A 25073-nucleotide genomic window follows, 5' to 3' on the forward strand; every position below is an offset into this window, starting at 1 on the left:
GGTGGGCGGTGCCGCCGGTGACCCGTAGGGGACTCCCGTAGGGGACCGCCGTACGGGACGGGGCAGTGGTAAGGGGCGCTCTCCTGGAGGGCGCCCCTTACCGTGTCGCGGGGGCGGCGGGCGAGGGGCGGTCCGGGGACGCCAGGGACGTCCCGGGGACGCTCAGTTGGCGCCGATCTTCGCCAGCAGGTCGACGATCCGCGACTGCACCTCCGCGCTCGTCGAGCGCTCCGCGAGGAACAGCACGGTCTCCCCCGTCGCGAGCCGCGGCAGCCCCGCCGGGTCCATCCCGGAGGAGGTGTAGACGACGAACGGGGTGCGGTGCAGCAGCCCGTTGTCGCGCAGCCAGTCGATGATGCCCGCGCGCCGACGCCGTATCTGCATCAGGTCCATGACGACGAGGTTCGGCCGGATCTGCGTGGCGACGTGCACCGCGTCCGCGTCCGACGGCGCGTGCGCGACCTGCATGCCGCGCCGTTCGAGGGTGGCGGAGAAGGCGCCCGCTATGGCGGCGTTCTCCTCCACCAGCAGGACGCGCGGCGGGTGCTGCTCGCTGTCGCGCGGCGCGAGGGCCTTGAGCAGGACGGCCGGATCGGCGCCGTACGCCGCCTCGCGCGTCGCCTGCCCCAGCCCGGCCGTCACCAGCACCGGCACCTCCGCGGCGACCGCCGCCTGGCGGAGCGACTGGAGGGCGGTACGGGTGATCGGGCCGGTCAGCGGGTCCACGAAGAGCGCGGCGGGGTACGCGGCGATCTGCGCGTCGACCTCCTCGCGGGAGTGGACGATCACCGGGCGGTAGCCGCGCGCGGACAGCGCCTGCTGCGTGGAGACGTCCGGTTCCGGCCAGACGAGCAGCCGCCGCGGGTTGTCCAGCGGCTCCGGCGGCAGCTCGTCGTCCCGCAGGTGGTCGGGCGCGCCGCCGCCCGTGCCGTCGGTGACCTCGACGGCGCCGTTCGGCCCGTCCAGCGGCTCCGGCCCCTCGGCCGCGCCGACATCGGGTGCCCCTATGGCGAACTGCCGCGCCTGCTGGTGCTGATGCTGTTGCTGGTGGGGTTGCTGCGGGGCCGCCGCCGGGTGCTGCTGCGGCGGCGCCGCGGGCTGCGGCGGGACCGGCGTCTGCCCCGTCTGCCCGCCGGGCTGCCCGCCGTTCTCCCCCGGCGACGACAGCCTGCGGCGGCGGCCGGAACCGGCGGGCGGCGCGGGCGTCGAGGGGGTCGACGGGATGGCGGGCGCGGGGGAGGGCGCGGCGGGCACCTGGTACTGGCCGGTGTGCTCGCCCGTGGCCCGGGAGAACGGCACGCCCTGGCCCAGCGTCCGTACGCTTATGCCGCTCGCCTGGTCCTGCCCGTACGGCTCCACCTCCGCGCCCGGCATCGGCAGCGGCTGGGCCGCGGCCGGAGGCTGCTGCGGCAGCGGGCCGCCGCCGAGGATCGGGCTGCCCGCGACCACGGAGTGGTCGGCGAGCCGCGGGTCGGCGGCGGGCTCACCGGGGGCCGGTTCCAGCTCGGGCAGCGGCAGCGGGCCGCCGCTCGGCGGGGGCAGCGGCTGCGCGCCCGGCAGCGCGGGGGGCGCGCCGCGACCGTCCGAGCCGTCACCGGGGGCCGGCGCGGCGACGCCCCCGGCGTCCGTGCCCGGACCCGGGCGGGCGTCGTGCGCCACCGGCTCCGGGGCGGACGGCGGCATGGCGAACGGCGTGTTCGACGAGGGCTGCCCCGCCGCCTGTTCCTCGGCGCGCGCCCGCGCGGCGGCGAGGCGCCGGGCGCGGCGCCCGCCGGGCGCGGCGGGCTCGGCGGCGGGGTCCGTGGGCGCCTCGCCCGACGTGTCCGGGGCCGGGCCGGGCTGGGTGCCGGGCTGCTCGGTGCTGGTGGGCGGGGTGCCGACGGAGGGGGTGCCGCTGGGCAGCGCCGGTTGGCCCGCGCCGTTCGCCCGGCTGTCGGGCGTACCGCCGCCGCCCGGACCGAGCGCGGGCAGCGCGGAGCCCCCCGCGCCGTGCTGCTGCGGAATCGATTGCCCGTGCGGCCCCGTACCGGCCCCGTTCGCCGCCACGGGACGCGCGTCCGCCTCGCCGTCCGGTGCCCCGGCCGGGGGCGCCAGCGCCCGGCGCGCGCGGCGCCCGGCCGCGGACCGCTGCGGCGCCGCGCCCGGCGCGTCCGCCTCCGGCTGGCCGTCGCCCGTACGCGGTCCCCCGGACAGCGGGCGCCGTGCGGCCACCGGCTGCTCCGGCGCGCCGACCTGCTCCAACTCGCCCTGCGGACCCGGCCCGTACGGCCCGGACCGCTCGGGGCCGACCCGCCCCGGTCCCGGCTGACCCGGCCCGGCCTGACCCGGCCCGTACGGCTCGCGTCCGTGCTGCTCCGCGCCGGGCCGCTCCGGCCCGTGCGCCCCGCCCGGACCGGCGCCCGGGAACTGGCCGCGCGGGTCCACCGGCTCCAACCGCCCGCCCCCGCCCGGGGCTTGCGCCTCCGCGGGGCTCGGACGGCCGCGCCGGCGCCCCGTGGGGCGCGGCTGCTGCGCGCCCGCGTCCGGCGACCCGGCCTGCGCGGGGACGAGGGCGCCCGCCGAACCGTCCGACGCGTCGCCGCCGTGCGCTCCCCCGGCGTGCGCGCCGGAGGAGCCACCGCCGTCCGGGGCGCCCGCGTGCGCCCCGGACGCGCTGTGCGCGCCGCCGCCGGGTGCCGCCTGCCGTGCCTCCTGTGTGCCGCGCGCCGGTTGGGCCGGAACGGGCATCACCGTCGTCTCGTTGCCGCCCGGCAGCGCGTGCGCGCCCGAACCGCCGTCACCGGCACCGCCGTCGGGGAGCCGTGGGGCGGAGCCGCCACCCGCACCGCCGCCGTCCGTACCGCCGCCGCCGTGCCGCCCGCCACCGCTCGTACCGGCGCCGCTCGTACCGCCGCCGCCGTTCGTACCGCCCGCGCCGCGCCCGCCGCCCGCGCGCCCCGCCACCGCGGCACCGGCCGTGACGGGCACCTCCAGGACGTACGCGCTGCCGCCGTTCCCCGGCACCTCGTGCGTCTGGAGCACGCCGCCGTGCTGCCGCACGATGCCCCGCGCGATCGGCTCGTGCACCGGGCTGCCGCCCGGGTGCGGGCCGCGTACCTCGATGCGTACGACGTCGCCGCGCTGGGCCGCCGCGACCACGATCGTGGAGTCGCCGCCCCCGTTCGCCGCCACCGGCGCGCTGCCCGTCGCGTCCACGCCCGCCACGTCCGCGACGAGATGCGCCAGCGCCGCGACCAGGCGCTCCGCGTCGACCTCCGCCTCTATCGGCGGCGCGTGCACCGCGAACTGCGCGCGCCCCGGCCCGATCAGCTCCACGGCGCCCTCGACGCCCGCCGCCACCACGCCGTCCAGCGCGACGCGCGCGACCCGCAGCTTCTCCTGGCCGGAGTCGAGACGCTGGTAGCTGAGGACGTTGTCGACGAGGGTCGTCATCCGCGCGTACCCGGCGGCCAGGTGGTGCAGTATCTGGTTCGCCTCCGGCCACAGCTGACCCGCCGGGTCCGCCGCCAGCCCGCTCAGATCGCCGCGCAGCTGCTCCAACGGGCCGCGCAGCGCGTCCCCGAGGACCGCCTGGAGCTGCGCGTGCCGCTCGGCCAGCGACTCGTACGGCCGCCGGTCGGTGAACGTCAGCACGGCGCCCACGAGCTGCTCCCCGTCGCGTACCGGCGCCGTCGTCATGTCGACCGGCACCGGCCGCCCGTCCTTCGCCCACAGCACCTGCCCGACCCGTACGCGGTGCTTCCGCCCGGAGCCGAGGGTGTCGCTCAGGGGCGTCTCCTCGTACGGCAGTTGGCTGCCGTCGGGACGCGAGTGGTGCACGAGGGGGTGCAGGTGCTTGCCGCCGAGGTCGCTGGCGCGGTAGCCGAGGATCTGCGCGGCGGACGGGTTCACCAGGACGACGCGGCCCTCGGTGTCGACGCCGACGACACCCTCGGAGGCGGCGCGCAGGATCATCTCCGTCTGGCGCTGCTGGCGGGCGAGTTCCGCCTCGGTGTCGAGCGTGCCGCTCAGGTCGCGCAGGACGATCATCAGCAGCTCGTCGCCGGTGAAGTGCTTGCCGCGGCCCCCGCCGGACCCCGACGTGCCGTGGTCGGCCCAGGCCGCGTCGAACGACGACTGGTAGGTGGCCCGCCCGTCGGCGACGTTCGCGCTGGTCACCTCGGCGAGGAACTCGGTGCCGTCCGTACGCCGCGCGACCATGCGCGTCGGCTTCGTACGCGCCTCGCCCTCGTCCTCGTCCGGCCTGCGCATCGAACCCGGGATCCGCTTGGAGTCGAACTCCGGCAGCAGATCGAGCAGTCCGCGCCCCACCAGGGCCGTGCCCGGCGTCTCGAACGCCTCCAGCGCGATGGTGTTCGCGTTCACCACGGTGCCGTTGCAGTTCACCAGCAGCAGCGCATCGGGCAACGCGTCGAGTATGGCGGCGAGGCGAGCAGCGCCTCGGGATGGCCTGCTGCTCACGACGGTGCATCCTCCCTGTAACCGCATGGTGCCGGGTAACCGCATGGTGCCGGAGACCGGCCGCCCGGTGGTCCGGCGGTGGCTGCCAGTCTGCCGTCCGCTCCGGGCGTGTCACTAGAGGGGAGTCTACGGGCAGTGCTCGTCGGCCCGGCGGAGTACGGCGGAGAGGAACGCGTGAGGGGGCTGTGTGCGGCCGCGCCGTGCACCGCCCGTACGCGGCCCGTGCACGGCCTGTGCGTGTGGCGGCGGCCGTCGTACGGAGGGCGCGCGCGGGGAGCGCCCCGGACGGACGCGGGTGGACGCGGGGAAACGCGCCTCCGCCGGGCGACCTTCGCAGGTCACCCGGCGGGCGGCGGCTGCCGGAGGCGGGGCGGTCGGGGGAGGGTGGCGTCCCGCGGGTGCGTGATTTCCGGCACCCTCCGGCCGCGCCGGGGCGGGGGTGTGCCTCAGGCCGCCTCGGGGAGGGCGGGGACGAGCGCGTTCCAGCGGTAGATCTCGCAGCCGTTGGAGCGGTCGAAGCGCGCGTCGACCGGCTTGCCGTGCCACGTCCCCTGGACGCGTGCGGTGACGGGGCCGCCGTAGACCATCGTGCACTCGGCGTCCTCCGCGACGGGCGCGAACAGGTCGGTGCCCTTCCGCGCGGCCTTGTCGATCGCGTCGCAGGCGGCGGCCGCGTCGGGGTGGCTGCCGCCCGAGGGGTGGCAGTCGAGCGTGAACGAACCGTTCATCGCGCGGTCCGTGCTGTCCCGCACGGTGAAGCTGAGGCTGTCGGCCTTCGCGGGCGGTACGGCACCGCCGCCCGGCAGCAGGGCCGACGCCGGAGCGGCGGCGGCACCGGCGAGGGCGGCAGCGGCGGCCAGGGTGACTACGGTACGGCGAAGCATGGTGGCTCCCGGTGAGTGCTGGCAGGCGCGCGACCACCGCGCTCCTTGCCGTACTAACGCTCCCCGGCGCCCACCGTTGCGCAACTCGCTCCACCCGTACGGCCGCACGCGCGCGCGGGCGAGCACGTTCGCGCGGAGGGTGGGGGCGTTCGGGCACCGGAGGGGGCGGGTCTCGGGTCGGAGGGGCAAAGGTTTTGCCCGGCCGTACGACTGCCTTGTAACGTGGGGGCCGATTGGTGACAGCCGACGGTGCTGTGCCATCATCTGCAAGCACACTTCGCGGCGACGCCGCAGAGGTGTCTGGAGGCTTCGCCTAGTCTGGTCTATGGCGCCGCACTGCTAATGCGGTTTGGGGCTATCACCCCATCGAGGGTTCAAATCCCTCAGCCTCCGCTCGATCCCCAGGATCACCGAAGCCCCGGCCGTACGGCTGGGGCTTCCGTCGTTCCCACCCCTTCCCCGTACGAGTGACACGCCGCCGGTCTGGCGCGCGGGCGCACGCGGAGGGGTTTCCGCAGGTGGGAGGGGGTGCGGGTAACGGATTTCACCTGCGGCCGAGGGTCATGTAATGTTGTTCCCGCACCGCAGGACAAGCGCTCGTAGCTTAACGGATAGAGCATCTGACTACGGATCAGAAGGTTGCAGGTTCGAATCCTGCCGAGCGCGCAGCAGGTGAGAGCCCCGCCCCGAACCATCGGAGCGGGGCTCTTTCGTGTGTCGGGTCAGTCGATGGCCCTGCTGCGGCGTTCGAGGAGGATCACGTCGCGCCATACGCCGTGGTGGCGGCCGACGCGTTCGCGGGTGCCGATGACGCGGAAGCCGGCGCGTGCGTGCAGGGTGAGGCTCGCGGTGTTCTCCGGGAAGACGCCCGACTGGATCGTCCAGATGCCCGCGGCTTCGGTGGAGGCGACGAGGGCGGCGAGCAGGGTCCGACCGACACCACGGCCACGGGCGTCGGGGTGGACGTAGACGGAGTGTTCGACGACGCCGGCGTACGCACACCGGTCGGAGACCGGGGCCACGGCCGTCCAGCCGAGCACGTGGGTGCCGTCCAGGGTGACCAGGCGGTGCGCGGGTAGCTTCGCCCCGTCGAACGCCGCCCAGGTGGGGGCGGTGGTCTCGAAGGTGGCGTCTCCCTCGTCGATGCCGAGTTGGTAGATCGCCAGGACCTGTTCGGCGTGCCCGGAGGTCATCGGCGCGACGCGTGGCGCGGACGGCACGGTGGCCGTCGTCCCGGCCGTCATGGCGCGGCCTGGACGCCGAGTTCGGCGAGCAGGTCGCGGACGTGCTGCTCGATGGCATCGCGGATCGGGCGTATGGCGTCGGTGTCCCGCCCGGCGGGGTCGTCGAGTTGCCAGTCGAGGTAGCGCTTGCCGGGGAAGACGGGGCAGGTGTCGCCACAGCCCATGGTGACCACCACGTCGGACGCCCGGACGGCTTCGGTGGTGAGCACCGCGGGTGTCCGGGCGGACAGGTCGATGCCGACCTCCGCCATCGAGGCGACGGCGGCGGGGTTGACGGAGTCGGCGGGGGCGGACCCGGCGGAGCGGACCTCCACGCCGCCCCGCGAGAGGTGGTCGAGGAAGGCGGCGGCCATCTGGGAGCGACCGGCGTTGTGGACGCAGACGAAGAGCACGGACGGCTTGGGCTCAGACACGGGCGGAGTCCTCCGGGGCGGCGGCCGGTCCGGCCGGGGGCGTCGGCGGGGGGAAGTAGCGGCGGGCGGCCAGGGCGACGTGGACGAGGCCGATGAGGACGGGGACCTCGATGAGCGGGCCGACGACTCCGGCGAGGGCCTGCCCGGAGGTCGCGCCGAAGGTGGCGATGGCGACCGCGATGGCGAGTTCGAAGTTGTTGCCCGCGGCGGTGAACGCCAGCGTCGTCGCCTTCGGGTAGTCGAGTCCGACCGCCCGCCCGACGGCCATGGAGCCGGTCCACATCACGGTGAAGTACACGAGCAGCGGCAGCGCGATGCGGGCGACGTCCCACGGCTTGGAGGTGATGGCGTCGCCCTGGAGCGCGAACAGCACGACGACGGTGAACAGCAGGCCGTACAGGGCGAACGGGCCGATGCGCGGGACGAGGACGGTCTCGTACCAGGCGCGCCCCCTGGCCCGTTCCCCGAGGCGGCGGGTGAGGAAACCGGCCAGCAGCGGGATGCCGAGGAAGATCAGGACGGAGCGCGCGATCTCCGCCACGGACACGTCGAGGGTCGTCCGGTCCAGTCCGAGCCAGCCGGGCAGCACGCTCAGGTAGAACCAGCCGAGCAGGCTGAACGCGAAGACCTGGAAGACGGAGTTCAACGCGACGAGGACCGCGGCGGCTTCGCGGTCCCCGCAGGCCAGGTCGTTCCAGATGACGACCATCGCGATGCAGCGGGCGAGGCCGACGATGATCAACCCGGTGCGGTACTCGGGCAGGTCGGGCAGGAGGAGCCACGCCAGCGCGAACATCAGCGCCGGGCCGACGAGCCAGTTCAGAACCAGGGAGGGGAGGAGCAGCCGCCGGTCCCGGGTGACGGTGTCGAGGCGGTCGTAACGGACCTTGGCGAGCACCGGGTACATCATCACCAGCAGGCCGAGCGCGATGGGCAGGGAGACGCCCGTGACCGTGACCTCCGCGAGCGCGTCACCGAGGCCGGGCACCAGGCGGCCGAGCCCGAGACCGGCGGCCATGGCCGCGATGATCCACACGGCCAGGAAACGGTCCAGGAACGACAGTCGGGCGGCGACGGGTCCCGCGGGGCTCGCCCCCGCGTCAGCCCCGGCGTTCACGAAGCGGCCCCGGCGGTGGTGCCGGCGGCGCTCCCGGCGGGCACGGCCTCGGCTGCGGCCTGGGCGAGCAGTTCGCCGGTGGGGCGGGTGAGGGTGGCCGCGAGGCGGTCGGTGGTCTCGGGCAGCAGGCGGTAGTACACCCACGTCCCGCGCCGTTCGGAGGCGATGAGGCCCGCCTCCCGCAGCAGCTTGAGGTGGTGGGAGACGGTCGGTTGCGACAGGTCGAAAGCGGGCGTGAGGTCGCAGACGCACACCTCGCCGCCCGCGCGTGACGCGATCATCGACAGCAGCCGTAGTCGGACCGGGTCGCCCAGCGCCTTGAACACCTTCGCCAGCGTCTCGGCCCGGTCCCCGTCCAGCGGAGCGCTCAGCAGTCCGGGACAACATCCGCCGACGCCGTCCTCGCCGAGCCGCAGGCTCTCTTCCTTCGACATGCTTCTATGTTGACGTTCTTCTATCCAGGGCGCAAGGTTGCATAGACACATCTCGATGCAGGCTGATCGGAGAGATCGACATGTCCCGTGTGCAACTCGCGCTCAACGTCCCCGACCTGGAGGCGTCGATCGCCTTCTACTCCAAGCTGTTCGGCGCTGAGCCCGCCAAGCGCCGCCCCGGCTACGCCAACTTCTCCCTCGCCTCGCCGCCCTTGAAGCTCGTCCTCATCGAGGGCGAGCCCGGCCGGGAGACCCGCCTGGACCACCTCGGCGTCGAGGTCGACTCCACCGAGGAGGTCACCGGGGCGACCACCCGGTTGCAGGACGCCGGGCTGGCCACCTTCGAGGAGAACGACACCACCTGCTGCTACGCCCTCCAGGACAAGGTCTGGGTCCACGGCCCCGGCAAGGAGCCCTGGGAGGTCTACGTCGTGAAGGCCGACGCCGACGGGATGGGCGGGAGTGCGGTGCCCGACGGCGCTGCCTGCTGCGGTACGTGAGCGCCGCGGACCCCGTACGCCCGTCGCCGCGCTGCCCGTTCCGGGTCCGGGTGGGCCCGGGTCGTGACCGATGGGCGCGGGGGGAACGCAGGGGGGAAGCTGACGGGGTGTGAACGGGTGTGTGGGGGAAGGCTGTTGCGGACCGATCACCCGCCGACCACGGGACGCGCCTTGCTGCGACACGCCTGGACCATCATCGAGCTGGACGCGGCGCGGGCCGCCGAGGCCCGCGAACTGACCGCCGCCCTGGCGCGCGAGTACCCCGCGCCCGACGACGAGGGATTCCTCCGCGCGGCCCGTGACCGGGCCGCCGCCCTGCCGCGACAGGTGGTGGAGGGGCTGGCCCGGCTGCGGTACGACGACGGGCCGCCGGGGGCGGTCGTCCGCGGGTTCCCGGTGGCCGACGGGGAGTTGGGGCCGACGCCCGCGCACTGGCGGGAGCGCGCGCCGGAGGCGACGCTCCTCCACGACTACTGGCTGGCGCTGCTGGGGTCGCTCGCGGGGGAGCCGTTCGGCTGGGCGACGTTGCAGGACGGGCGGTTGTTCCACGACGTGCTGCCCATCCGCGGTGACGAGGAGGCGCAGACGGGGCACGGCAGCAGCGCGCTGCTGGAGTTCCACACGGAGGACGCCTTCCACGAGCACCGCTGCGACCATCTGTTGCTGCTGGCGCTGCGCAACCACGACCGGGTGCCGACGACGCTCGCGTCGGTACGGGGTGTGGAGCTGTCGGCGGACGACCGGGACGTGCTGTTCGCGCGGCGGTTCGTCGTACGGCCGGACGCCGAGCATCTGCGGCACATGGGCGCGGAGGCGGCGGCGGAGTTCGAGCGGCCCGTCGCGGTGTTCTTCGGGGACCGCGACGACCCGGCGGTGCGGATCGACCCGCCGTACATGGCGGCGCTGCCCGGCGACCGGGAGGCGGCCGCCGCGCTGGAACGTCTCTGCGCGGGGCTGGAGTCGCGCCTCTCCGACGTGGTCCTGGAGCCGGGTGACACGTTGGTGGTGGACAACCAGCGCTGTGTGCACGGGCGGGCGCCGTTCCGGGCCCGGTTGGACGGTACGGACCGCTGGCTGCGGAAGTTGACCGTCACCCGTGACCTGCGGCGGTCGGCGGGGCGGCGTACCGGTACCGCCTCCCGCGTCCTGCGCGGCTGACCGCCCGCCGGGCCGCCCCGGGCCCGCACGGGCCGCCCGGGCCCGTCACCCCCGAAACGCGCTCCGCGCGCGCGGAGCGCGTTTCGGCAGTCGCCCCCCGGCGTACGTCCCCCACGCCCCCGCGTCCCCCCCACCGCGACCACACCCCCCAAGGAGTTCCCCGTGCGCATCGCTCTCGTCTCGGGTGACGGACTGCCCACGTCCGGCCTGCTCACCGTCTTCCGCAACGTCCTGGAGACCGGCCGCGCGCTCGGTCTCGTGGACGGCTCGGTGCCGACCGACCTCGGCTACGCCTGGCGCCCCGACAAGGAGGGCTACTACCCCGCCGGTGGTCCCCGCCCGGCGCACTCGCCGTGGATGGAGATGACGCGACGGCAGCCGCGCGACGGCCTGGACGTCGCCGCGCGCGCGGACCGTCTGTTGGAGGTACGGGACGGGGTGGCCGCCTGGGACGGTCTGGACGCCGCCGCGCGCGCGGAGACGGCACGGCGGACGGAGGCGCTCGCCGCCCCGTTCGAGGCGTACTTCACGGAGTGGCTGGAGGAGCACCGCCCGGACTGGGTGTTCGCGCTCAACATGACGCTCTCCGACGGCGTGCCCGCGACGGCGGGGCTGCACGCGGCGGCCGAGGCGTTCTACGCGGACCGGCCGGGCGGTGTCGTCTTCTGGGACCACGACCTGTTCGGCAGCTGCGCGATCCACGACCCGGGCACGGGCGCCCGCCTCTACCCGTACGAGCCCCACGAGTTGACGCCGCTGCCGCGCGCGGGGGAGCACACCCGTTGGGTGGTGATCTCCGACGGGCTGGCGAAGGAGGCCGCGGGCTATCCGACGGACGCGGTGCCGGAGGTGCTGACGAACGTGCTGCCGCGCGTCCCCGAAGGGCCGTTGGAGGAACGGCACGTGGAGTTCGCGCGGCAGCAACGGCTGGACGAGGGGCGGCCGTTGCTGCTCGACCCGGTGCGCGTCTTCCAGGTGAAGGGCGTGGACGTGGCCGTACGGCTGCTGGCGGGCATGCGGGACGCGGCGCTCGCGGCGGGTGACCCGGTGCCGTACCTGCTGGTGTTCGGCGGGCTCGACGAGGACCCCCGGTACGCGCGGGAGGTCGTCGCGCTCAGCGAACGGCTCGGGGTGGCGGCGGATGTGCGTTTCCTGGACGGGGTGCCGCTGTCCAGTTTCCGTGCGGAGGACGGGAGTTGGCGGCTGGACGAGGTGGATCTGCTGCGGTTGGCCGCCGCGCGCGCGGGTGGTGTCGTCTTCACGCCGGGGGTGCCGGACGTCGAGACGATGGGGCTGGGGCCCGCGTTGGCGGCGGTGGCGGGCATGCCGTGCGCGGTGACGGAGTACGACGTGTTCGAGCCGGTGTACGGCGCCGGGTTCGGCTGCGTACGGATGGGCACGGGGGACGCGGAAGTACGTACGGGGGCAACGGAGTTCGGGGCGGTGCTGCGGCGCTACCGGACGGGGGACGCGGCGCTGCGGGAGGAACTGGCCGCGAACCGGCGGGAGATGGAGGCGCGTTTCCCGGAGGAGCCCTGGCGCCGGTTCTGGCGCGAGCTGGCGGCGGGCGCGACGTCGACGCCGGAACGCCGGTGACCGCCGTTAGGCGATGTCCGGGCGATCTTCTCGGGCCCGCGACGACGGCTACGGCACCTCGCCGCGTTGTCGGCGTCGCCCACGTACGGCCCGGTACGAGGACGATCCTCCGCCTTGCGCCGCACCGCATCCGACGCCGCGAGCCACGCCTAAAAGGTCGCCCGGACACCACCTAGATGAATGAGTCCGATGTCTTCAGTGGTCGTAGGCGATCAGTGATCGTTTGATGGGTGCGCCGGTGGTCCAGTTGTGCCAGATGCCGGCGGCGAGGGCGAGGAGTCGTTGTCCGGTGCGGGCGAAGACTCCGGCCGGGGTTCTGCCGCCGTGTTGTTCGAGGCTGAGCTGGCCTTTGAGGGTGTCGATGACGGCTTCGATCCACTGGCGGACCCGGGCGATCTTCCCGTGCCGGACCGGTTCGTCCTTGCGGTCCGGCCGCACCAGGTGTGCGCCGAGCCGCTCGGCGACGAACGCTTCGAACTCCTTGCCCGCGAAGCCCTTGTCCGCGAGGATCACCTGCCCTTGGCGGACGAGGTGGTGTTCGCGTTCCAGGAGCGCGGTCATCACCTCCCGTTCGCCGAGTTTCGGGTTGGCCAGGCACCAGGTGACAGGCATGCCCTCGGCGGTGGTGACCAGGTAGAGGCGGAAGCCCCAGAAGAAGCGGGAGTGGCTGCGGCAGAAGCCGTAGCCGCAGTGCCCGGCCAGGTCGGAGCGTTTGACGGTCTCGCGGGAGGCCGCGCAGGGCAGCGGGGTGGAGTCGATCAGCCGCAGGTCGTCGTTCCAGGTCGGCACCTGCCTGGCCAGTGCCTCGATCACGCGGCTGATGAGCGGACCTGCGGCGTTGAGGCGCTTGTTGTAGGCGGACTGTTGGGGCAGGTAGCGGAAGAGGTGGCCGAGGCGGGCGTGGGCGAAGCGGATCCAGTGCCGGGTCGAGGGGAACCCGAGGAGGACCTGGGCCACGGCCAGGCACATCAGTTCGGCGTCCGTCAGCTTCGGCGGTCGCCCGATCCGGCGACAAGGCGCCACGTGGTCGTCGATGAACACGTACAGTGCCGCCAGAAGGGCGTCCAGGTTTGTCTTCACACACTGACCAACGGGCGCCCTTCGCCATGGTCGCGACCAGGACGGACATCGGACTCACTCATCTAGGCGACCGGGGGCGGCCCGGCGGGCCCGCTCAGGATTCCTCGGGTTCGAGACCTCGGAGGAAGCTGCGTGCCAGCTCGTGCGTGTCGAGCCGCGCCGGGTCGCGCCCGCTCATGATCCAGAAGAAGGCGGGTCCGATCAGCCGGTCGATCGCCTGGTCGTCGGCCGGTCGGTCCGGGTCGACGCGACGCAGGACGGCGCTCGCGCTGGCGCCGAGCACGTCCTTGGTCGCGATCAACTCCTTGACGGCCGGGTCGTGTTGGGCGGCGGCGACCAGGGCGCGGTAGCCGGCTCCGGCCGCCGAGTGGGCGAGGAAGCCGACCAACGCGTCGAGGTAGGTCGTGATCTCGGCGAGCGGGGTGCACGACGGCGCGACGGCGAGTTCCTCCTCGGCGTCGTCCACGCACGCCTCGAAGAGGATCTCCGCCTTCGTCGACCACCAGCGGTAGACCGTCTGCCGCCCGACGCCCGCCCGCTCGGCGATGCCCTTCATGGTCAGGGCCGCGTAGCCGACCTCGACCAGCAGGTCGTCGACGGCGTGCAGGACGGCATCGCGCGCCTGCTCGCTGCGGGGTCGGCCGCCGCGGCCCTTCACCTGGATCATCGCGTCATGGTAGCGAGACGGCCCGACGGGGCAGGGGCTCCGAATAACTAGACACCGTGCACCGATACCGCCTATGGTTTCGGCACACGGTGAACCGAAACTGGTTCGAGGGGACCCGCACGTCTCGTCGCGGGACCACGGGAGCCATCGGCGTCCGCACGCCCGGGTCTCCCGGGCGGAGCCCGACCGTCCCGGCCCGTCCGAGGGCCCGCGGCGCCGCACCGTGCCGACCGTCCAGCCACCCCGCGAGGAGATCCGCCATGTCCGAATTCGAGCCCGCCGTCACGGCGTTCATGCTTCTCAAGACCCGGCGCGCCTGGTTGGAGATGTCCGTGCCGGAGCGCGTCGCCGCCTTCAAGGAGAACGTGCTGCCCGCCGTCAAGGACAAGGCCGAGGACGTACGTTGGCGGTACTTCGACACCGAGTTCTACACGGCCCGCGTCACCGACATCTGGGTCTGGGAGGCACGCAGCCACGAGGCCTTCCAGCTGGTCGTCGAGGCGTTGCGCGAAACGCCGTTCTGGGACCACTACTTCGAGGTCGTCGAGATCCTCGTGGGCGTCGAGAACGCGTACGCGAAGAACTACGACCCCGACATCATGGCGACCATCCAAGCCTGAGCAACTCCCGGTGACCGCCCGCCGAGTACGACGCCCCGCCCGCTGAGGAGCCCCGCATGCCCACCGTCCCGAACCCCGTCCTCGATCTGCTGACCTTACGCGGCACCGTCACCGAGGCCGAGCAGCTCACCGCCCGGCTGCGTCGACTGCGTGTCGAGGGCGGGCAGTTGGCCGGACTGGAGGTCCTGCCGGGCCAGCAGGTGCGGGTCCTGGTCGGCGGGCTCACCCTCCGTACGTACTCGATCTGGTGCTACGACCCGTCCGGCGCCGTCGAGTTGTGCGTACTGGACCACGCGGCGGACGGGCCGGGCGCCCGCTGGGGCCGCACCGTCGCGCCGGGTGAACAGGTGCGCCTACGGCGTCCCGAGGGCACCTTCACGCTGCGTCCCGACGCCGCCCACCACGTCTTCGTGGGCGACGAGACCGCCTCGGTCGCCTTCGGCGCGATGCTCGCGGCCCTGCCCGACGAGGCTGTCGTGTCCGGGTGCGTCGAGACCGCCACGGCCGAGGACCGGCTGCCCCTGGCGGGCGCCGACCGCCTCGACTGGGTGCTCCGGGGGGAGACGTCGCTGCCGGACGCGGTACGACGTCTCGCCCCCGCACCCGGCGGGATCGCGTACGTCGCCGGGGAGGCACGGGACGTACAGGCCGTGCGGCGGGTGCTCCGGGAAGCGGGGTGGGACCGGCGCGCGGTCCTCACCAAGCCGTTCTGGACGCCGGGCAAGAAGGGCATGGAGTGACGGCCGGGACGTACGCCTCCGTCCGCCACCGGTGATCCGCACGGGGTCCGCGCAGCGTCGGCCCCCGGGGGGCGTCCCCGCGGTGGCCGCGAACTGCCGGGCCCGGGTGGTCAGTTCGCGGCGCCGTCGAGGAGCCAGTGGTAGCGCAGGCGCAACGCCCGTTCCATGCTGGCCGCCAGGGTGGCGAGGACGAGGCCCGCGTTGAGCCAGACCGGCAGGCGTACGGGGGAGACCCGCGTGCCGAGGTGTTCGGCGACGGGCTCGATCTCCGTGAAGGGCGCGACGAGTTGGGGGACCAGGAGGAGTACGGAGACGGTGAGGACGGCCGCCGAGGCGTACCCGACGTAGCGGCTCAGGGCGGGGTGCGCGCGTTCGAGGCGCGCGCGGCGGCCCTCCGCCGAACGGGGGTCCGGGGTGAGCTGGTGTGCGGACCCGGCGTGCGTGACGTAGTGGCAGCGCCGCAGCCCGAAGCCGCTCATCCGCACCTCGACGAGACCGCCCGGCACGGGGAACGCCGCGGGGAGGCGGCACGCGGCGTGGTGGTGGCCGTCCAGGTAGAGGTCGGCGGTCACCTTGTCGGAGCCCATGCCCTGCCAGTGCATGACGTCGACGGTGTACGCCAACGGCCGCCCGTCGTGCTCCTGGAGCCGGAGGTGGAGCAGCGCCCGGAACGGGAGCTGCCACCGGCGGAAGCGCTTCAACGGGCGTCCGTCGCCCGGGGTGACGCGCCGTACCGCCCGGTCGTTCCGCCACTTGTCGAACACGCCCCGCTCCATCCGTCCACTGCCCGCGCCCCGTGCCTGTCCGGCGAGATCCAGTGTTCGTCCGGCGCCACGGGGGTCGGCAGTGACACTTGTCATCACTTGGCGCGGCCCCGCGCGCGAGGGTGAGCCCGTCGGCGAAACAGCGGCGAAACCCCCGCGCGCGGTACACAGGCGCGCATGCGTGTGGTGATCGTGGACGAGGCGCGGGACATCGGGGACGTACGGCGAGGGGAGTCCGCCGCCGAGCGGCTGGCGGCCGAACTGCGGCGCGCCGGGCACGCGGTGGAGGTCGTCGCGGAGGACGGCGCCCCGACCGGCCCGCCGCGCCCGGCCGGTCCGCCCGTGCTGGAGTACGCCGGGCTCGTGGTCGACGTGTCCGCCCGGCGGGTCAGCCGATACGGGTGGCCGGTGGCCCTGTCCGGCCGGGAGTTCGGCGTGCTGGAGGCGCTGGTGCGCGCCGGGGGCGCGGTGGTCAGCGGGCCGGAGCTGCTGGCGCGCGTGTCGGGCGGCGGGGTGGGCGCGCGCAGCAACGCCGTACGGATCGCCGTGAGCAGGCTGCGGGCCAAGCTGGGGCGGCCGGAGGTGGTGGAGACGGTGCCGCGCGCGGGGTACCGCCTGCGGTGCGGGGACCGTACGGAGGGTCCCCCTGCCCCGACCGCCCCCGCCTCAACGGGCGGCCGGGCGGCGGGCGTCGCCCTCCCCGTACAGCCGGGCGTACGTGCCGCCGCGCGCCAGCAGTTCCTCGTGGCGGCCCGACTCCACGAGGCGGCCGTGGTCGAGCACGAGGACGCGGTCGGCGTCCGGGGCCAGCCGCAGGTCGTGGGTGACGAGCAGCGTCGTACGGCCGGACATCAGGCGGCGCAGCGGCGCGACGACCTGGCGGGCGGCGAACGCGTCGAGACCGGCGGTCGGCTCGTCGAGGACCAGTACGGGCGCGTCGCGCAGCAGGGCGCGGGCGATGGCGACGCGTTGCAGCTGGCCGCCGGAGAGCCGGGTGGTGCCGGGGGCGACGTGGGTGTCGTAGCCGTCGGGGAGCGCGTCGATGAAGTCGTGGGCGGCGGCGGCACGCGCGGCCCGGACGATCTCGTCACCGGTCGCGCCGGGCCGCCCGCAGGCGATGTTCTCGCGGAGGGTGCCGTGCAGGACGAGCGTCTCCTGCGGGAGGAGGGTGACGCGTTCCCGCAGGTACTCCAGGGGGAGGGCGTCGAGGGCGGTCCCGTCGAGCCGTACGCTGCCCGCGCCGGGGTCGTAGAAGCGCGGCAGCAGCTTGGCGACGGTGGACTTCCCGGCGCCGCTGGGGCCGGTGATCAGGACCAGTTCGCCGGGGCGGGCGGTGAAGGACACGTCGTGGAGGGCGGGCCGTACGGAGGCGGGGCCGGTCTCGGCTTCGGTGCCCGGGGCCGGGTTCGGGTCGGGGTGGCGGAAGCCGACCCGTTCGAACTCGACGACCCCGCGGACCTCCCCCGCCGGACGCGCCGCCCCCGGCGGGTCGGTGACGGCGGGCCGCGCGGCGAGGATCTCCAGCAAACGTTCGGCGCCCGCGGTGGCGGCGGTGACGGTGAGGCCGAGCTGCCCCAACTGCCGTACGGGCGGGAAGAGATAGCCGAGGAAGGCGGCGAAGGAGAGTAGCTGGCCGAGCGTCATGCGGCCCTCGGAGATCTCCCACGCGCCGAGCCCGATGACGGTCAGGACGCAGACGGTCTCCATGACCCGGACCAGCTGCTCGTACAGCTCGCTGAGCCGGTTCCCGCGTACGGACGCGCGCATCCAGGCGCGTGCCTCGGTGCGCAGCCGCCGTTCCTCGGCGTGGCGCCGGTTGTACGCCTGGGTGAGGACGACGTTGCCGAGGGACTCCTCGACGACGGAGGTGATCGCCCCGTCCGCGACGCGCTCCTGCCGGGCGGCGGTCCGTACGCGGTCCGCGAACTGCCGGGCGGTCAGCCAGAACAGCGGCGCCAGGACGAACGTCGCGAGGGCGAGGTCCCAGCGCAGCACGAGCGCGGCGCCGAAGAAGAAGACGGTGCTGAACAGCGCCGACACCGTCTGGACCACACCGGAGACGACCATCTGCTCGATGGCCTCGACGTCGCCCGTGAGGCGGGTGACGAGGTCGCCCTGCCGGTGGCGCTGGAAGAAGTGCGGGGGCAGGGTCTGCACGTGGGCGAACACCCGCGCGCGCAGTCGCAGGACGAACCGCTCGGCGACCCAGACCGCGGCGGAGTTCCCGACGTAGCCGACCACGGCGCCGAACACGGCCATCGCCAGCCACTGCCCGGCGGGCCCCCAGAACGCGCTGACCGACCCGTCGCGCAGCGCGTTGTCCGTCAACTCCCCGAAGAGGAGGACGGAGCCGGTCTCCGCGAGAGCGGCGGCCACGACGCACAGGCAGATGAACACCAGCCAGCGCCGGTCGCCCCGGGTCAGCGGCCAGAACGCGCGGAAGGCGTGCCGGGCGGTCGTGCCGCGCGGTGCTTCGGCGGGCGTTTCGGCGGACGTTTCCGGGGATATCCCGGTGGAATCGTCGCCGGTTTCCATGAAGGGGGCGCCAGCGGATTTCCGCGCGTTCTCCGGAACGGGCCCAGGGGGGAATTCACGCGCGGACTCCCCGCCGTGGGTGGTCGTGGTCGTGGCCGGTTCCGGTACGGCCCGCAGCCGTACCGTCGGCTGATCGTCGTACGGAGGCACCTCGCCGCTCCTCTGCCGTCTCGTCCGTGCCCGCTGATGACCGCTCGCGCCGCCCGTGCCCGCCGTTCTCGACGTCCGCGCGCGGTGCCCGCGTACGTGCCCGGAGGCGGGCCCCCCACGGGCCCGCCTCCGGAATACGTGCTGGTCAGCAGCCGCCGATGGGGCGGGTCGGCCGGGTGGGGCCGTGGGACGGGCGGGTCGGCGCGGGGCGGCCGGGCCGGATGACGCCGATGCCGCCCGGGACCTTGATGACGTCGATGGGCTTGGCGGGACGGGTCTTGCGGAAGTCGCTCATGGTGTTCTCCTTCTTCTCGTGACACCGAATGCGTGGTGCATTCGTGGTTCGTCATTCGTCGGCCGCCTCCGGATTTCCTTTCCCGGTGGCGACGAGAAATACGTTACGCGGTCCGGAAGGGGTCGCGACACCATTTCCGGTGAGGGCTCGCTTAATTGATGATGAGAGCGTTTCTCATGTGTAACGGGTGGCTTTATCGCCGGGTGATACGGGACCGCGCGGACGCCGAACGGCCGCGCGCCACCCACGGGTTGAGGACGTGGGTGGGCGACGGCGCGTGGGTGTAGGGGGGGTGGCCCGCCGTCATCGGCGCTCGCCGCGTCGACGCCTTCGGACACTGCGCGGCGGACGCGGCGAACGCGGCTGGCGTGACTGGCGTGGCTGGCGTGGCTGGCGAGGCGGACGCGGTGACCGAGCCGGAGTCGTGCCCGCGCGTCCACAGGGACGGTCTCGCGGACACCGTCGGCCGCTGAGGGCCCCCGGGTCAGACGGCGGCGGGAACGGCGGCGGTGGCCGGAGCCACGGCGGCCGTACGCGGGAACCGTACGCGGATGGTGAGGCCGCCGTCCGCGTTCGCCGCCGCGTGCGTGGTCGCGCCGTGGGCGCGCGCGATGGACGCGACGATCGACAGGCCGAGGCCCGCGCCGCCGTCCGCGCGGCCCCGCCGGTGGTCGCGTGCGGCCGCGCGCCGGAACGGCTCGAAGAGCAGCGGTACGTCCCCGAACGGTACGACCGGGCCGGTGTTGACGACCTCGACGCCGTCCGCGTCCACCCGTACGCGTACGTGGCCGCCGGGGTGGTTGTAGCGCAGCCCGTTGGACACCAGGTTGTGGACGGTGTGTTCGAGGAGGACGGGGTCGCCGTCGACGGACAGCGGCCGTGCCGCGTCCACGTCCAGCGTGACGTCGCGCCGCGCGGCCTCCTCGCGCAGGTCGTCCGTGGCGCGGGTGGTCAGCTCGTGCAGCGCGACGGGCTCGCTGTGCTGGAGCTGCCGGTCGGAGACGGCGAGCAGCAGCAGGGACTCGATGAGGTGCTCGCTGCCGTCGGCGTTCTCGATGAGTTTCCGCCGCATGCGGGCGACCTTCTCCGGCGGCGGGTCGTCCGCGAGGCCGATCTCGGCGGCGGCGCGCTGGACGGCGAGGGTGGTGCGCAGCTCGTGCGCGGCGTTGGCGGCGAACCGCTGCCGGGCGGCGACCAGGTGCTCTATCCGGTCGAGCATCTCGTCGAAGGTGTCCGCGAGTTCCTTGAGTTCCCCGCCGCGCGAGTCGAGGGCGAGCCGTTCGTGCAGGTTCGCGCCGGAGAGCTGGCGGGCCCTGGCGGTGATGACGCCGACGGGACGCAGCACGCGTCCGGCCATCCACCAGGCGAGCGCGGCGGACAGGACGGTGAAGACGGCGAGGGAGACGCCGGAGACGGTCAGCAGCCGGTTGAGCGTGGCTTCCCCGGCGGCGTCGCTGACCTGTTGGATCTCCAGGCCCGCCAGCTCGCTGTCGCTGTTCGTCCCCATCGGTCGGGTGGGCGCGAACGCGCCCACCGTCGGCTGCGCGGGACCGCTCGCCTCGATCTCCGACGCGGGTACGGCGCGGGTGACGGCGCTGCCGATACGGGAGTCGAGGCTCTGCTGGAGGAGGACGTACACGAGCGCGGTGAGCAGGACGCCCGCCAGGACGAGCAGGCCGGTGTAGAGGGCGGTGAGGCGGGCGCGTTCGCTGTTCACCGCGTACCGCCGTCCGCCGTGTCCGCCGCGCCCGCCGCGTCCTCCGCGTCCGCCGGTCCCGTCGTGCCCCGCCCGTCGCCCGGCCCCACCCCGGACCCGGCGCCCGTTCCCGTACCGACGCGGTAGCCGGAGCCCGGTACGGTCTCGATGACCGGCGGGTCCCCCAGCTTGGCGCGGAGCTTGGAGAGGGTCACGCGGACGGCGTTGGTGCGGTAGCTGGTGTCCTCCTCCCACACCTGCTCGATCAGGTCGTCGCCGCTGACGACCGCGCCCTCCGCCCGCAGCAGCGCCTCCAGCACCGCGAACTCCTTGCGGGACAGGGCGAGATAGCGCCCGTCGCGGCTGACCTGCCGCCGCGCGGTGTCGAGGACCAGCCCGGCCCGTTCCAGCACCGGCGGCAGCGCGGGCTGCGCGCGGCGGCCGAGAGCGAGGACGCGCGCCAGCAGCTCGTCGTACGCGAACGGCTTGCTGAGGTAGTCGTCCGCGCCCAGCCCGAGGCCCGCCACCCGGTCCCGTACGTCGCCCGCGGCGGTCAGCATGAGGATGCGGGTGAGCAGCCGCTGCCGTACGACGCGGCGGCACACCTCGTCGCCGTGCAGCCGGGGCAGGTCGCGGTCGAGGACGAGCACGTCGTACGCGCCGAAGCGGAGCTTGTCCATCGCCTCCTGGCCGTCGTGTGCCACGTCCACGGCCACGGCGTCGCGCCGCAGACCCTCGGCGATCATCTCGGCCAGGAACTCCTCGTCCTCCACCAGCAGCACACGCATGGCACCTGTCTACCGGAGGTGGGGGTTTCGTCGGTGTAAACGGAAACGCAGAGAGAAACGAAACACGCTCCGGCGGCACGGTCGTCGTGTCGGGCGCACCGTGCGCCGCGACGTCGTCGATGAGGAGACCGTCATGCAGCAGTCGTCCGTGCGGGAGCAGCCGGAGCGGGAGCCGTCGGCGCGCGCCACCGACCCGTCCGTCACCGACCCGTCCGCCACCCTCCCGTACGCCTCCGCCCCGTACGCCGCCCGCCCGGGGCGCCGCCGTCGGCTCGCCACCGCCGTCGTCGCCGTGGCGGTGCTGGGGCTGTTCGGCACCGCCTGTTCCGGGGGTGACGACGACGGTGACGACGGCGGCGGCAAGGACACGAAGGGCTCGTCGTCCACGCGGGACGGCGGCAAGAGCGACGAGGACCAGGCCGTCGCGTGGCGCAAGTGCCTGCGCGACAACGGCGTGGACATGCCCGAGCCGAAGCCGGGCAGCAACGCGGCGCCCGGCCTGGAGATGACGAAGGAGAACCAGGCCGCCACGGAGAAGGCGTTCGAGGCGTGCAAGGACGAGGCGCCGAAGAACGGGCCGGGCTCCGAGATGACGCAGGAGAAGAAGGACGCGCTGATCGAGTACGCCACGTGCATGCGGGAGCAGGGCGTGGACATGCCCATCCCCAAGGAGGGGGAGGCCATGGCCCTGCCCGCGCCGTCGACCCCCGCCGAGAAGAAGGCGTACGAGAAGGCGGGCAAGGCGTGCGAGGACGTACGGCTGTGAAGCGCGCCGCACGTACGTCCCCCGTGCTCGGAGCGCGCGGGGTGAAGCGCGGCGCCGTGGCGGTGGCCGCCCTGGCGATCGTGGCGGTGGTGGGCGGCTCCACCGCGTTCACCGCCCTCAGTTCGGACGGCGGCGACGGCGGTGCGCGCGGCGACGGGCTGCCCCCGGCCACCGAGTCCGTGCGGCGCGGGGACCTGAGCGACAGCGCGCAGGCCGACGGCACCCTCGGCTACGAGTCCAAGCGGAAGATCAACGGCGCCACCGCGGGCACCCTGACCTGGGCCCCGAAGGGCGGTTCGGTGGTGAAGCGGAACGGTCGGCTGTACGCGGTCGACGGGCGTTCCGTACGGCTGATGTACGGCTCCGAACCGATGTACCGCACGCTCAAGGAAGGCGTCGAGGGCGCCGACGTGCGGCAGTTCGAGCGGAACCTCGCGGACCTCGGCTACACCGGCTTCACCGTGGACGACGAGTTCACCGGGCTCACCGCCGCCGCCGTGAAGCGCTGGCAGGACGCGAACGGCGCGGAGGAGACCGGCACCGTCGGCCCCGAGGACGTCGCCTTCGCGTCCGGCGCCGTACGCGTCGAGGGCACCGTCCCGGCCGTCGGCGACCGTACGGCGCCCGGCCAGCCCGTACTGGAGACGACCGGCTCGGAACGCGTCGTCACCATGAAGGTCGACGTCGCGGAACGGGGCACGGTCAAGGAGGGCGAGAAGGTCACCGTCACCCTCCCGGACGGCGAACCGGCGCCGGGGAAGGTCCGTTCGGTGGGCACCTCCGCCGAGAAGGGCGACGACCCGGCCGAGGACTCCCCGAAGATCTCCGTCACCGTCGCCCTCGACGACCCGGACGCGGTGGGCGCGCTGGACCAGGCGCCCGTCACGGTGGAGTTGACGGGCGAGACCCGCGAGGACGTGCTGCACGTACCCGTGGAGGCACTGCTGGCGCTACCCGACAAGGGCTACGCCGTCGAGGTCGTGGAGGGCGACACGTCCCGCGAGGTGAAGGTCGAACTGGGCCTGTTCGCCCAGGGACGGGTCGAGGTGAGCGGCGGCGGGCTGCGCGCCGGGACGAAGGTCGGGGTGCCGGAGCTGTGACACGCGTCGTCGGCCTCACGGGGGTCACGAAGGAGTACGCGGGCGGGGTCACCGCGCTGCGCGAGGTCGATCTCACCGTCGAGGAGGGGGAGTTGGTGGGCATCGTCGGGCCGTCGGGGTCGGGCAAGTCCACGCTCCTGCACATCGTCGGCACGCTGGACCGGCCGACGTACGGGACGGTGGAGATCGCCGGATTCGACGTGGCGGCGCTCTCCGACCGCGAACTGTCCGCCCTGCGGGCGCGGCACGTGGGTTTCGTCTTCCAGGCGTTCCACCTGGTGCCGGGCGTCAGCGCGCGCGACAACGTCGCGGAGGGGCTGCTCTACTCCGGCATGCCACGCGCCGTACGCCGCCGCCGCGCCGACGAGGCGCTGGCCCGGGTCGGCCTCGCGGACCGCGCCGGGCACCGGCCGCACGAACTCTCCGGCGGGCAGAAGCAGCGGGTGGCCATCGCGCGCGCGGTCGTCGGTGAACCCGACCTGCTGCTCGCGGACGAGCCGACCGGCGCGCTGGACACGGCGTCCGGCGAGTCGGTGATGGAGCTGCTGCACGAACTGAGCGCGGCGGGGGCGACCATCGCGGTCATCACGCACGACACGGAGGTCGCGGACCGGCTGCCGCGCCGCGTACGGCTGCGGGACGGCGCCGTCGTCGAGGACGTTCTGGGCCGCGTACCCGACCGGGTGGGCGGGAACGTCCCGGGCCGGGCGCACGGGCTCGTGGCCGGCGGCGCCGGGGCGGACGCCTGATGGCGCGCCGCCGACCCGCGCGCGGCGGGGACGGAACAGGTCCGGAGGGTACGAGCCAGGGGGGTACGGTCCAGGAGGGTACGGGCGGTGCCGGTACGGGAACCCGCCCCCGGCTGGTGGCGGCGCGGCTCAGCCCGCGCGACGTGCTGCACGTGGGCTCGGGCGGGCTGCGCAGCCGGCCGCTGCGCGTCGTGCTCTCCGCGCTGGGCATCGCCATCGGCATCGCCACGATGATCTCCGTGATCGGTGTGTCGGCGTCCAGCGAGGAGCAGTTGATGCGCCGCCTCGACCAGTTGGGCACCGACATGCTGGTCGCGACACCGGGCAAGTCGGTGTTCTCCGGGGAGGAGGTCGAGCTGTCCCGGAACGCCGTCGGCCAGGTCGCCCGTATCGACGGCGTGCAGCACGCCGGGGCCACCGGCACCGTCGACGCGGACGTCCGCCGCAACGCGCGCATCCCCGCCGACGACGGCGTCGGCGTCAGCGTGCAGGCCGCCTCCGAGGGGCTGTTGAAGGTCGTACGGGGCGAGGTCGGCAGCGGCACCTGGCTGAACGGCGCCACCGGCCGCTACCCGGCCGTCGTCCTCGGACACGTCTCCGCCGAACGCCTCGGCGTCGGCCGGGCGGGGCAGCAGGTGTGGCTCGGCGACCGGTACTTCACGGTAGTCGGCATCCTCGACCCGCTGCCGCTGGCACCGGAGTTGGAGCGCTCCGCGCTCGTCGGCTGGGACGCCGCCGAGGAACTGCTCGGCTTCGACGGCCACCCGACGGCGGTGTACGAGCGCTCCGCGAGCGACGCGGTGAGCGCCGTACGCGACCTGCTGCCCGCCACCATCGATCCCCAGAACCCGCAGGACATCGAGGTCACCGACCCGTCCGCGAAGCTCCAGGCGCGGGCCGCGTCGGAGGGCGCGTTCGACAGCCTGCTGCTGGGACTCGGCGGGATCGCGCTGCTCGTCGGCGGGGTCGGCGTCGCCAACACCATGATCATCTCGGTGCTGGAACGGCGCTACGAGATCGGGCTGCGCCGCTCGTTGGGCGCGGCGCGGGGGCAGATCCGCATCCAGTTCGTCACGGAGTCGCTGCTGCTGTCGGGGCTCGGCGGCGCGGTCGGCGTCGTGCTGGGGGCGGCGGCCACGGCGCTGTTCGCACACGTCGACGGCCTGCCCTGGGTCGTACCGGCGTGGTCGGTCGCGGGCGGCTTCGGCGCCACCCTGCTGATCGGTACGCTCGCCGGCCTCTACCCGGCGGTCCGCGCCGCCCGCCTCTCCCCGACTCTGGCGCTGCACGCGGTGTAGGGCGCGTACGGGGAGGGG

General features: G+C 74.2%; 22 protein-coding genes and 2 tRNA genes. 11 read left to right on the plus strand and 13 right to left on the minus strand.

Annotation, left to right across the window (positions count from 1 at the left end):
• Positions 1-162 precede the first annotated feature (162 nt).
• Complete coding sequence (locus D7M15_RS14990) at positions 163-4461, minus strand: PAS domain-containing protein (protein WP_121517979.1); 4299 nt, start codon at positions 4459-4461, stop codon at positions 163-165.
• A gap of 446 nt (positions 4462-4907) precedes the next feature.
• Positions 4908-5345 carry an SSI family serine proteinase inhibitor gene (locus D7M15_RS14995; protein ID WP_121517980.1) on the minus strand — a complete coding sequence of 146 codons (438 nt, stop codon included), beginning with the start codon at positions 5343-5345 and terminating at the stop codon, positions 4908-4910.
• A gap of 302 nt (positions 5346-5647) precedes the next feature.
• On the opposite strand from D7M15_RS14995, the gene D7M15_RS15000 reads away from it, so the two are divergent.
• Together D7M15_RS15000 and D7M15_RS15005 are read left to right on the plus strand one after the other, a co-directional pair.
• Positions 5648-5738 (plus strand) — tRNA-Ser (locus D7M15_RS15000).
• Between the two features lie 200 nt (positions 5739-5938).
• Positions 5939-6011, plus strand: a tRNA-Arg gene (locus tag D7M15_RS15005).
• Positions 6012-6067: 56 nt separating this feature from the next.
• Here the strand turns inward: D7M15_RS15005 and D7M15_RS15010 are convergent.
• From D7M15_RS15010 to D7M15_RS15025, 4 genes are read right to left on the minus strand one after another with little or no spacing between them, the layout of a single operon-like run.
• Positions 6068-6589, minus strand: coding sequence for a GNAT family N-acetyltransferase (locus D7M15_RS15010; protein ID WP_121517981.1), 522 nt, complete (start codon positions 6587-6589; stop codon positions 6068-6070).
• Positions 6586-7002 carry an arsenate reductase ArsC gene (locus tag D7M15_RS15015; RefSeq protein WP_121517982.1) on the minus strand — a complete coding sequence of 139 codons (417 nt, stop codon included), beginning with the start codon at positions 7000-7002 and terminating at the stop codon, positions 6586-6588. Before D7M15_RS15015 ends, D7M15_RS15010 begins: the two co-directional genes overlap by 4 nt.
• Positions 6995-8119 carry an ACR3 family arsenite efflux transporter gene (gene arsB, locus D7M15_RS15020; RefSeq protein ID WP_121517983.1) on the minus strand — a complete coding sequence of 375 codons (1125 nt, stop codon included), beginning with the start codon at positions 8117-8119 and terminating at the stop codon, positions 6995-6997. The genes D7M15_RS15015 and arsB overlap by 8 nt, the downstream gene beginning before the upstream one ends.
• A complete protein-coding gene (locus tag D7M15_RS15025) occupies positions 8116-8553 on the minus strand; it encodes a metalloregulator ArsR/SmtB family transcription factor (RefSeq protein WP_121517984.1) in 438 nt (145 codons plus the stop codon). Before D7M15_RS15025 ends, arsB begins: the two co-directional genes overlap by 4 nt.
• Before the next feature lie 80 nt (positions 8554-8633).
• On the opposite strand from D7M15_RS15025, the gene D7M15_RS15030 reads away from it, so the two are divergent.
• From D7M15_RS15030 to D7M15_RS15040, 3 genes are all read left to right on the plus strand, one after another.
• Entirely contained in the window at positions 8634-9053 is a 420-nt protein-coding gene (locus tag D7M15_RS15030; RefSeq protein ID WP_121517985.1) for an ArsI/CadI family heavy metal resistance metalloenzyme, read from the plus strand.
• Positions 9054-9224: 171 nt separating this feature from the next.
• Positions 9225-10211 carry a guanitoxin biosynthesis L-enduracididine beta-hydroxylase GntD gene (gene gntD / locus D7M15_RS15035; protein ID WP_240649315.1) on the plus strand — a complete coding sequence of 329 codons (987 nt, stop codon included), beginning with the start codon at positions 9225-9227 and terminating at the stop codon, positions 10209-10211.
• A 162-nt stretch (positions 10212-10373) separates the two neighbouring features.
• Entirely contained in the window at positions 10374-11807 is a 1434-nt protein-coding gene (locus D7M15_RS15040; RefSeq protein ID WP_121517986.1) for a hypothetical protein, read from the plus strand.
• 195 nt (positions 11808-12002) lie between these two features.
• Here D7M15_RS15040 and D7M15_RS15045 read toward each other — a convergent pair whose 3' ends face one another.
• Both D7M15_RS15045 and D7M15_RS15050 read right to left on the minus strand, forming a co-directional pair.
• Positions 12003-12887, minus strand: a complete 885-nt coding sequence (locus tag D7M15_RS15045; RefSeq protein ID WP_121517663.1) for an IS982 family transposase — start codon at positions 12885-12887, stop codon at positions 12003-12005.
• Between the two features lie 94 nt (positions 12888-12981).
• Complete coding sequence (locus tag D7M15_RS15050) at positions 12982-13554, minus strand: TetR/AcrR family transcriptional regulator (protein WP_121517987.1); 573 nt, start codon at positions 13552-13554, stop codon at positions 12982-12984.
• 260 nt (positions 13555-13814) lie between these two features.
• Between D7M15_RS15050 and D7M15_RS15055 the strand changes: the two genes are divergently transcribed.
• A complete protein-coding gene (locus D7M15_RS15055; RefSeq protein WP_121517988.1) occupies positions 13815-14174 on the plus strand; it encodes a darcynin family protein in 360 nt (119 codons plus the stop codon).
• A gap of 56 nt (positions 14175-14230) precedes the next feature.
• On the plus strand, positions 14231-14914 hold the full coding sequence (locus D7M15_RS15060) for a siderophore-interacting protein (protein ID WP_121517989.1): 684 nt from the start codon (positions 14231-14233) through the stop codon (positions 14912-14914).
• A gap of 110 nt (positions 14915-15024) precedes the next feature.
• Here the strand turns inward: D7M15_RS15060 and D7M15_RS15065 are convergent, their stop codons facing one another.
• From D7M15_RS15065 to D7M15_RS15085, 5 genes are all read right to left on the minus strand, one after another.
• Positions 15025-15678 carry a hypothetical protein gene (locus D7M15_RS15065; protein WP_121520807.1) on the minus strand — a complete coding sequence of 218 codons (654 nt, stop codon included), beginning with the start codon at positions 15676-15678 and terminating at the stop codon, positions 15025-15027.
• A gap of 666 nt (positions 15679-16344) precedes the next feature.
• Complete coding sequence (locus tag D7M15_RS15075) at positions 16345-18213, minus strand: ABC transporter ATP-binding protein (protein WP_121517990.1); 1869 nt, start codon at positions 18211-18213, stop codon at positions 16345-16347.
• A gap of 295 nt (positions 18214-18508) precedes the next feature.
• Positions 18509-18658 (minus strand): hypothetical protein, encoded by a 150-nt coding sequence (locus D7M15_RS28465; RefSeq protein WP_165906257.1) that lies wholly within the window; start codon positions 18656-18658, stop codon positions 18509-18511.
• 484 nt (positions 18659-19142) lie between these two features.
• Positions 19143-20375: a HAMP domain-containing sensor histidine kinase gene (locus D7M15_RS15080; protein ID WP_121517991.1), complete on the minus strand. Its 1233-nt coding sequence runs from the start codon at positions 20373-20375 to the stop codon at positions 19143-19145.
• Positions 20372-21142 (minus strand): response regulator transcription factor, encoded by a 771-nt coding sequence (locus D7M15_RS15085; RefSeq protein ID WP_121517992.1) that lies wholly within the window; start codon positions 21140-21142, stop codon positions 20372-20374. Before D7M15_RS15085 ends, D7M15_RS15080 begins: the two co-directional genes overlap by 4 nt.
• Positions 21143-21275: 133 nt before the next feature.
• Here D7M15_RS15085 and D7M15_RS15090 point away from each other — a divergent pair, with 133 nt between their 5' ends.
• The 4 genes from D7M15_RS15090 to D7M15_RS15105 are packed head-to-tail and all read left to right on the plus strand — an operon-like array spanning position 21276 to position 25055.
• Positions 21276-21908: a hypothetical protein gene (locus D7M15_RS15090; protein ID WP_240649316.1), complete on the plus strand. Its 633-nt coding sequence runs from the start codon at positions 21276-21278 to the stop codon at positions 21906-21908.
• A 41-nt stretch (positions 21909-21949) separates the two neighbouring features.
• Positions 21950-23008 carry a peptidoglycan-binding protein gene (locus D7M15_RS15095; protein WP_121520811.1) on the plus strand — a complete coding sequence of 353 codons (1059 nt, stop codon included), beginning with the start codon at positions 21950-21952 and terminating at the stop codon, positions 23006-23008.
• A complete protein-coding gene (locus tag D7M15_RS15100; protein ID WP_121517993.1) occupies positions 23005-23757 on the plus strand; it encodes an ABC transporter ATP-binding protein in 753 nt (250 codons plus the stop codon). The genes D7M15_RS15095 and D7M15_RS15100 overlap by 4 nt, the downstream gene beginning before the upstream one ends.
• Positions 23757-25055: an ABC transporter permease gene (locus D7M15_RS15105; protein ID WP_121517994.1), complete on the plus strand. Its 1299-nt coding sequence runs from the start codon at positions 23757-23759 to the stop codon at positions 25053-25055. Before D7M15_RS15100 ends, D7M15_RS15105 begins: the two co-directional genes overlap by 1 nt.
• Positions 25056-25073: the final 18 nt, after the last annotated feature.

The organism is Streptomyces sp. Z26, from assembly GCF_003665095.1.
In the GTDB taxonomy this organism is placed as follows: domain Bacteria; phylum Actinomycetota; class Actinomycetes; order Streptomycetales; family Streptomycetaceae; genus Streptomyces; species Streptomyces phytohabitans.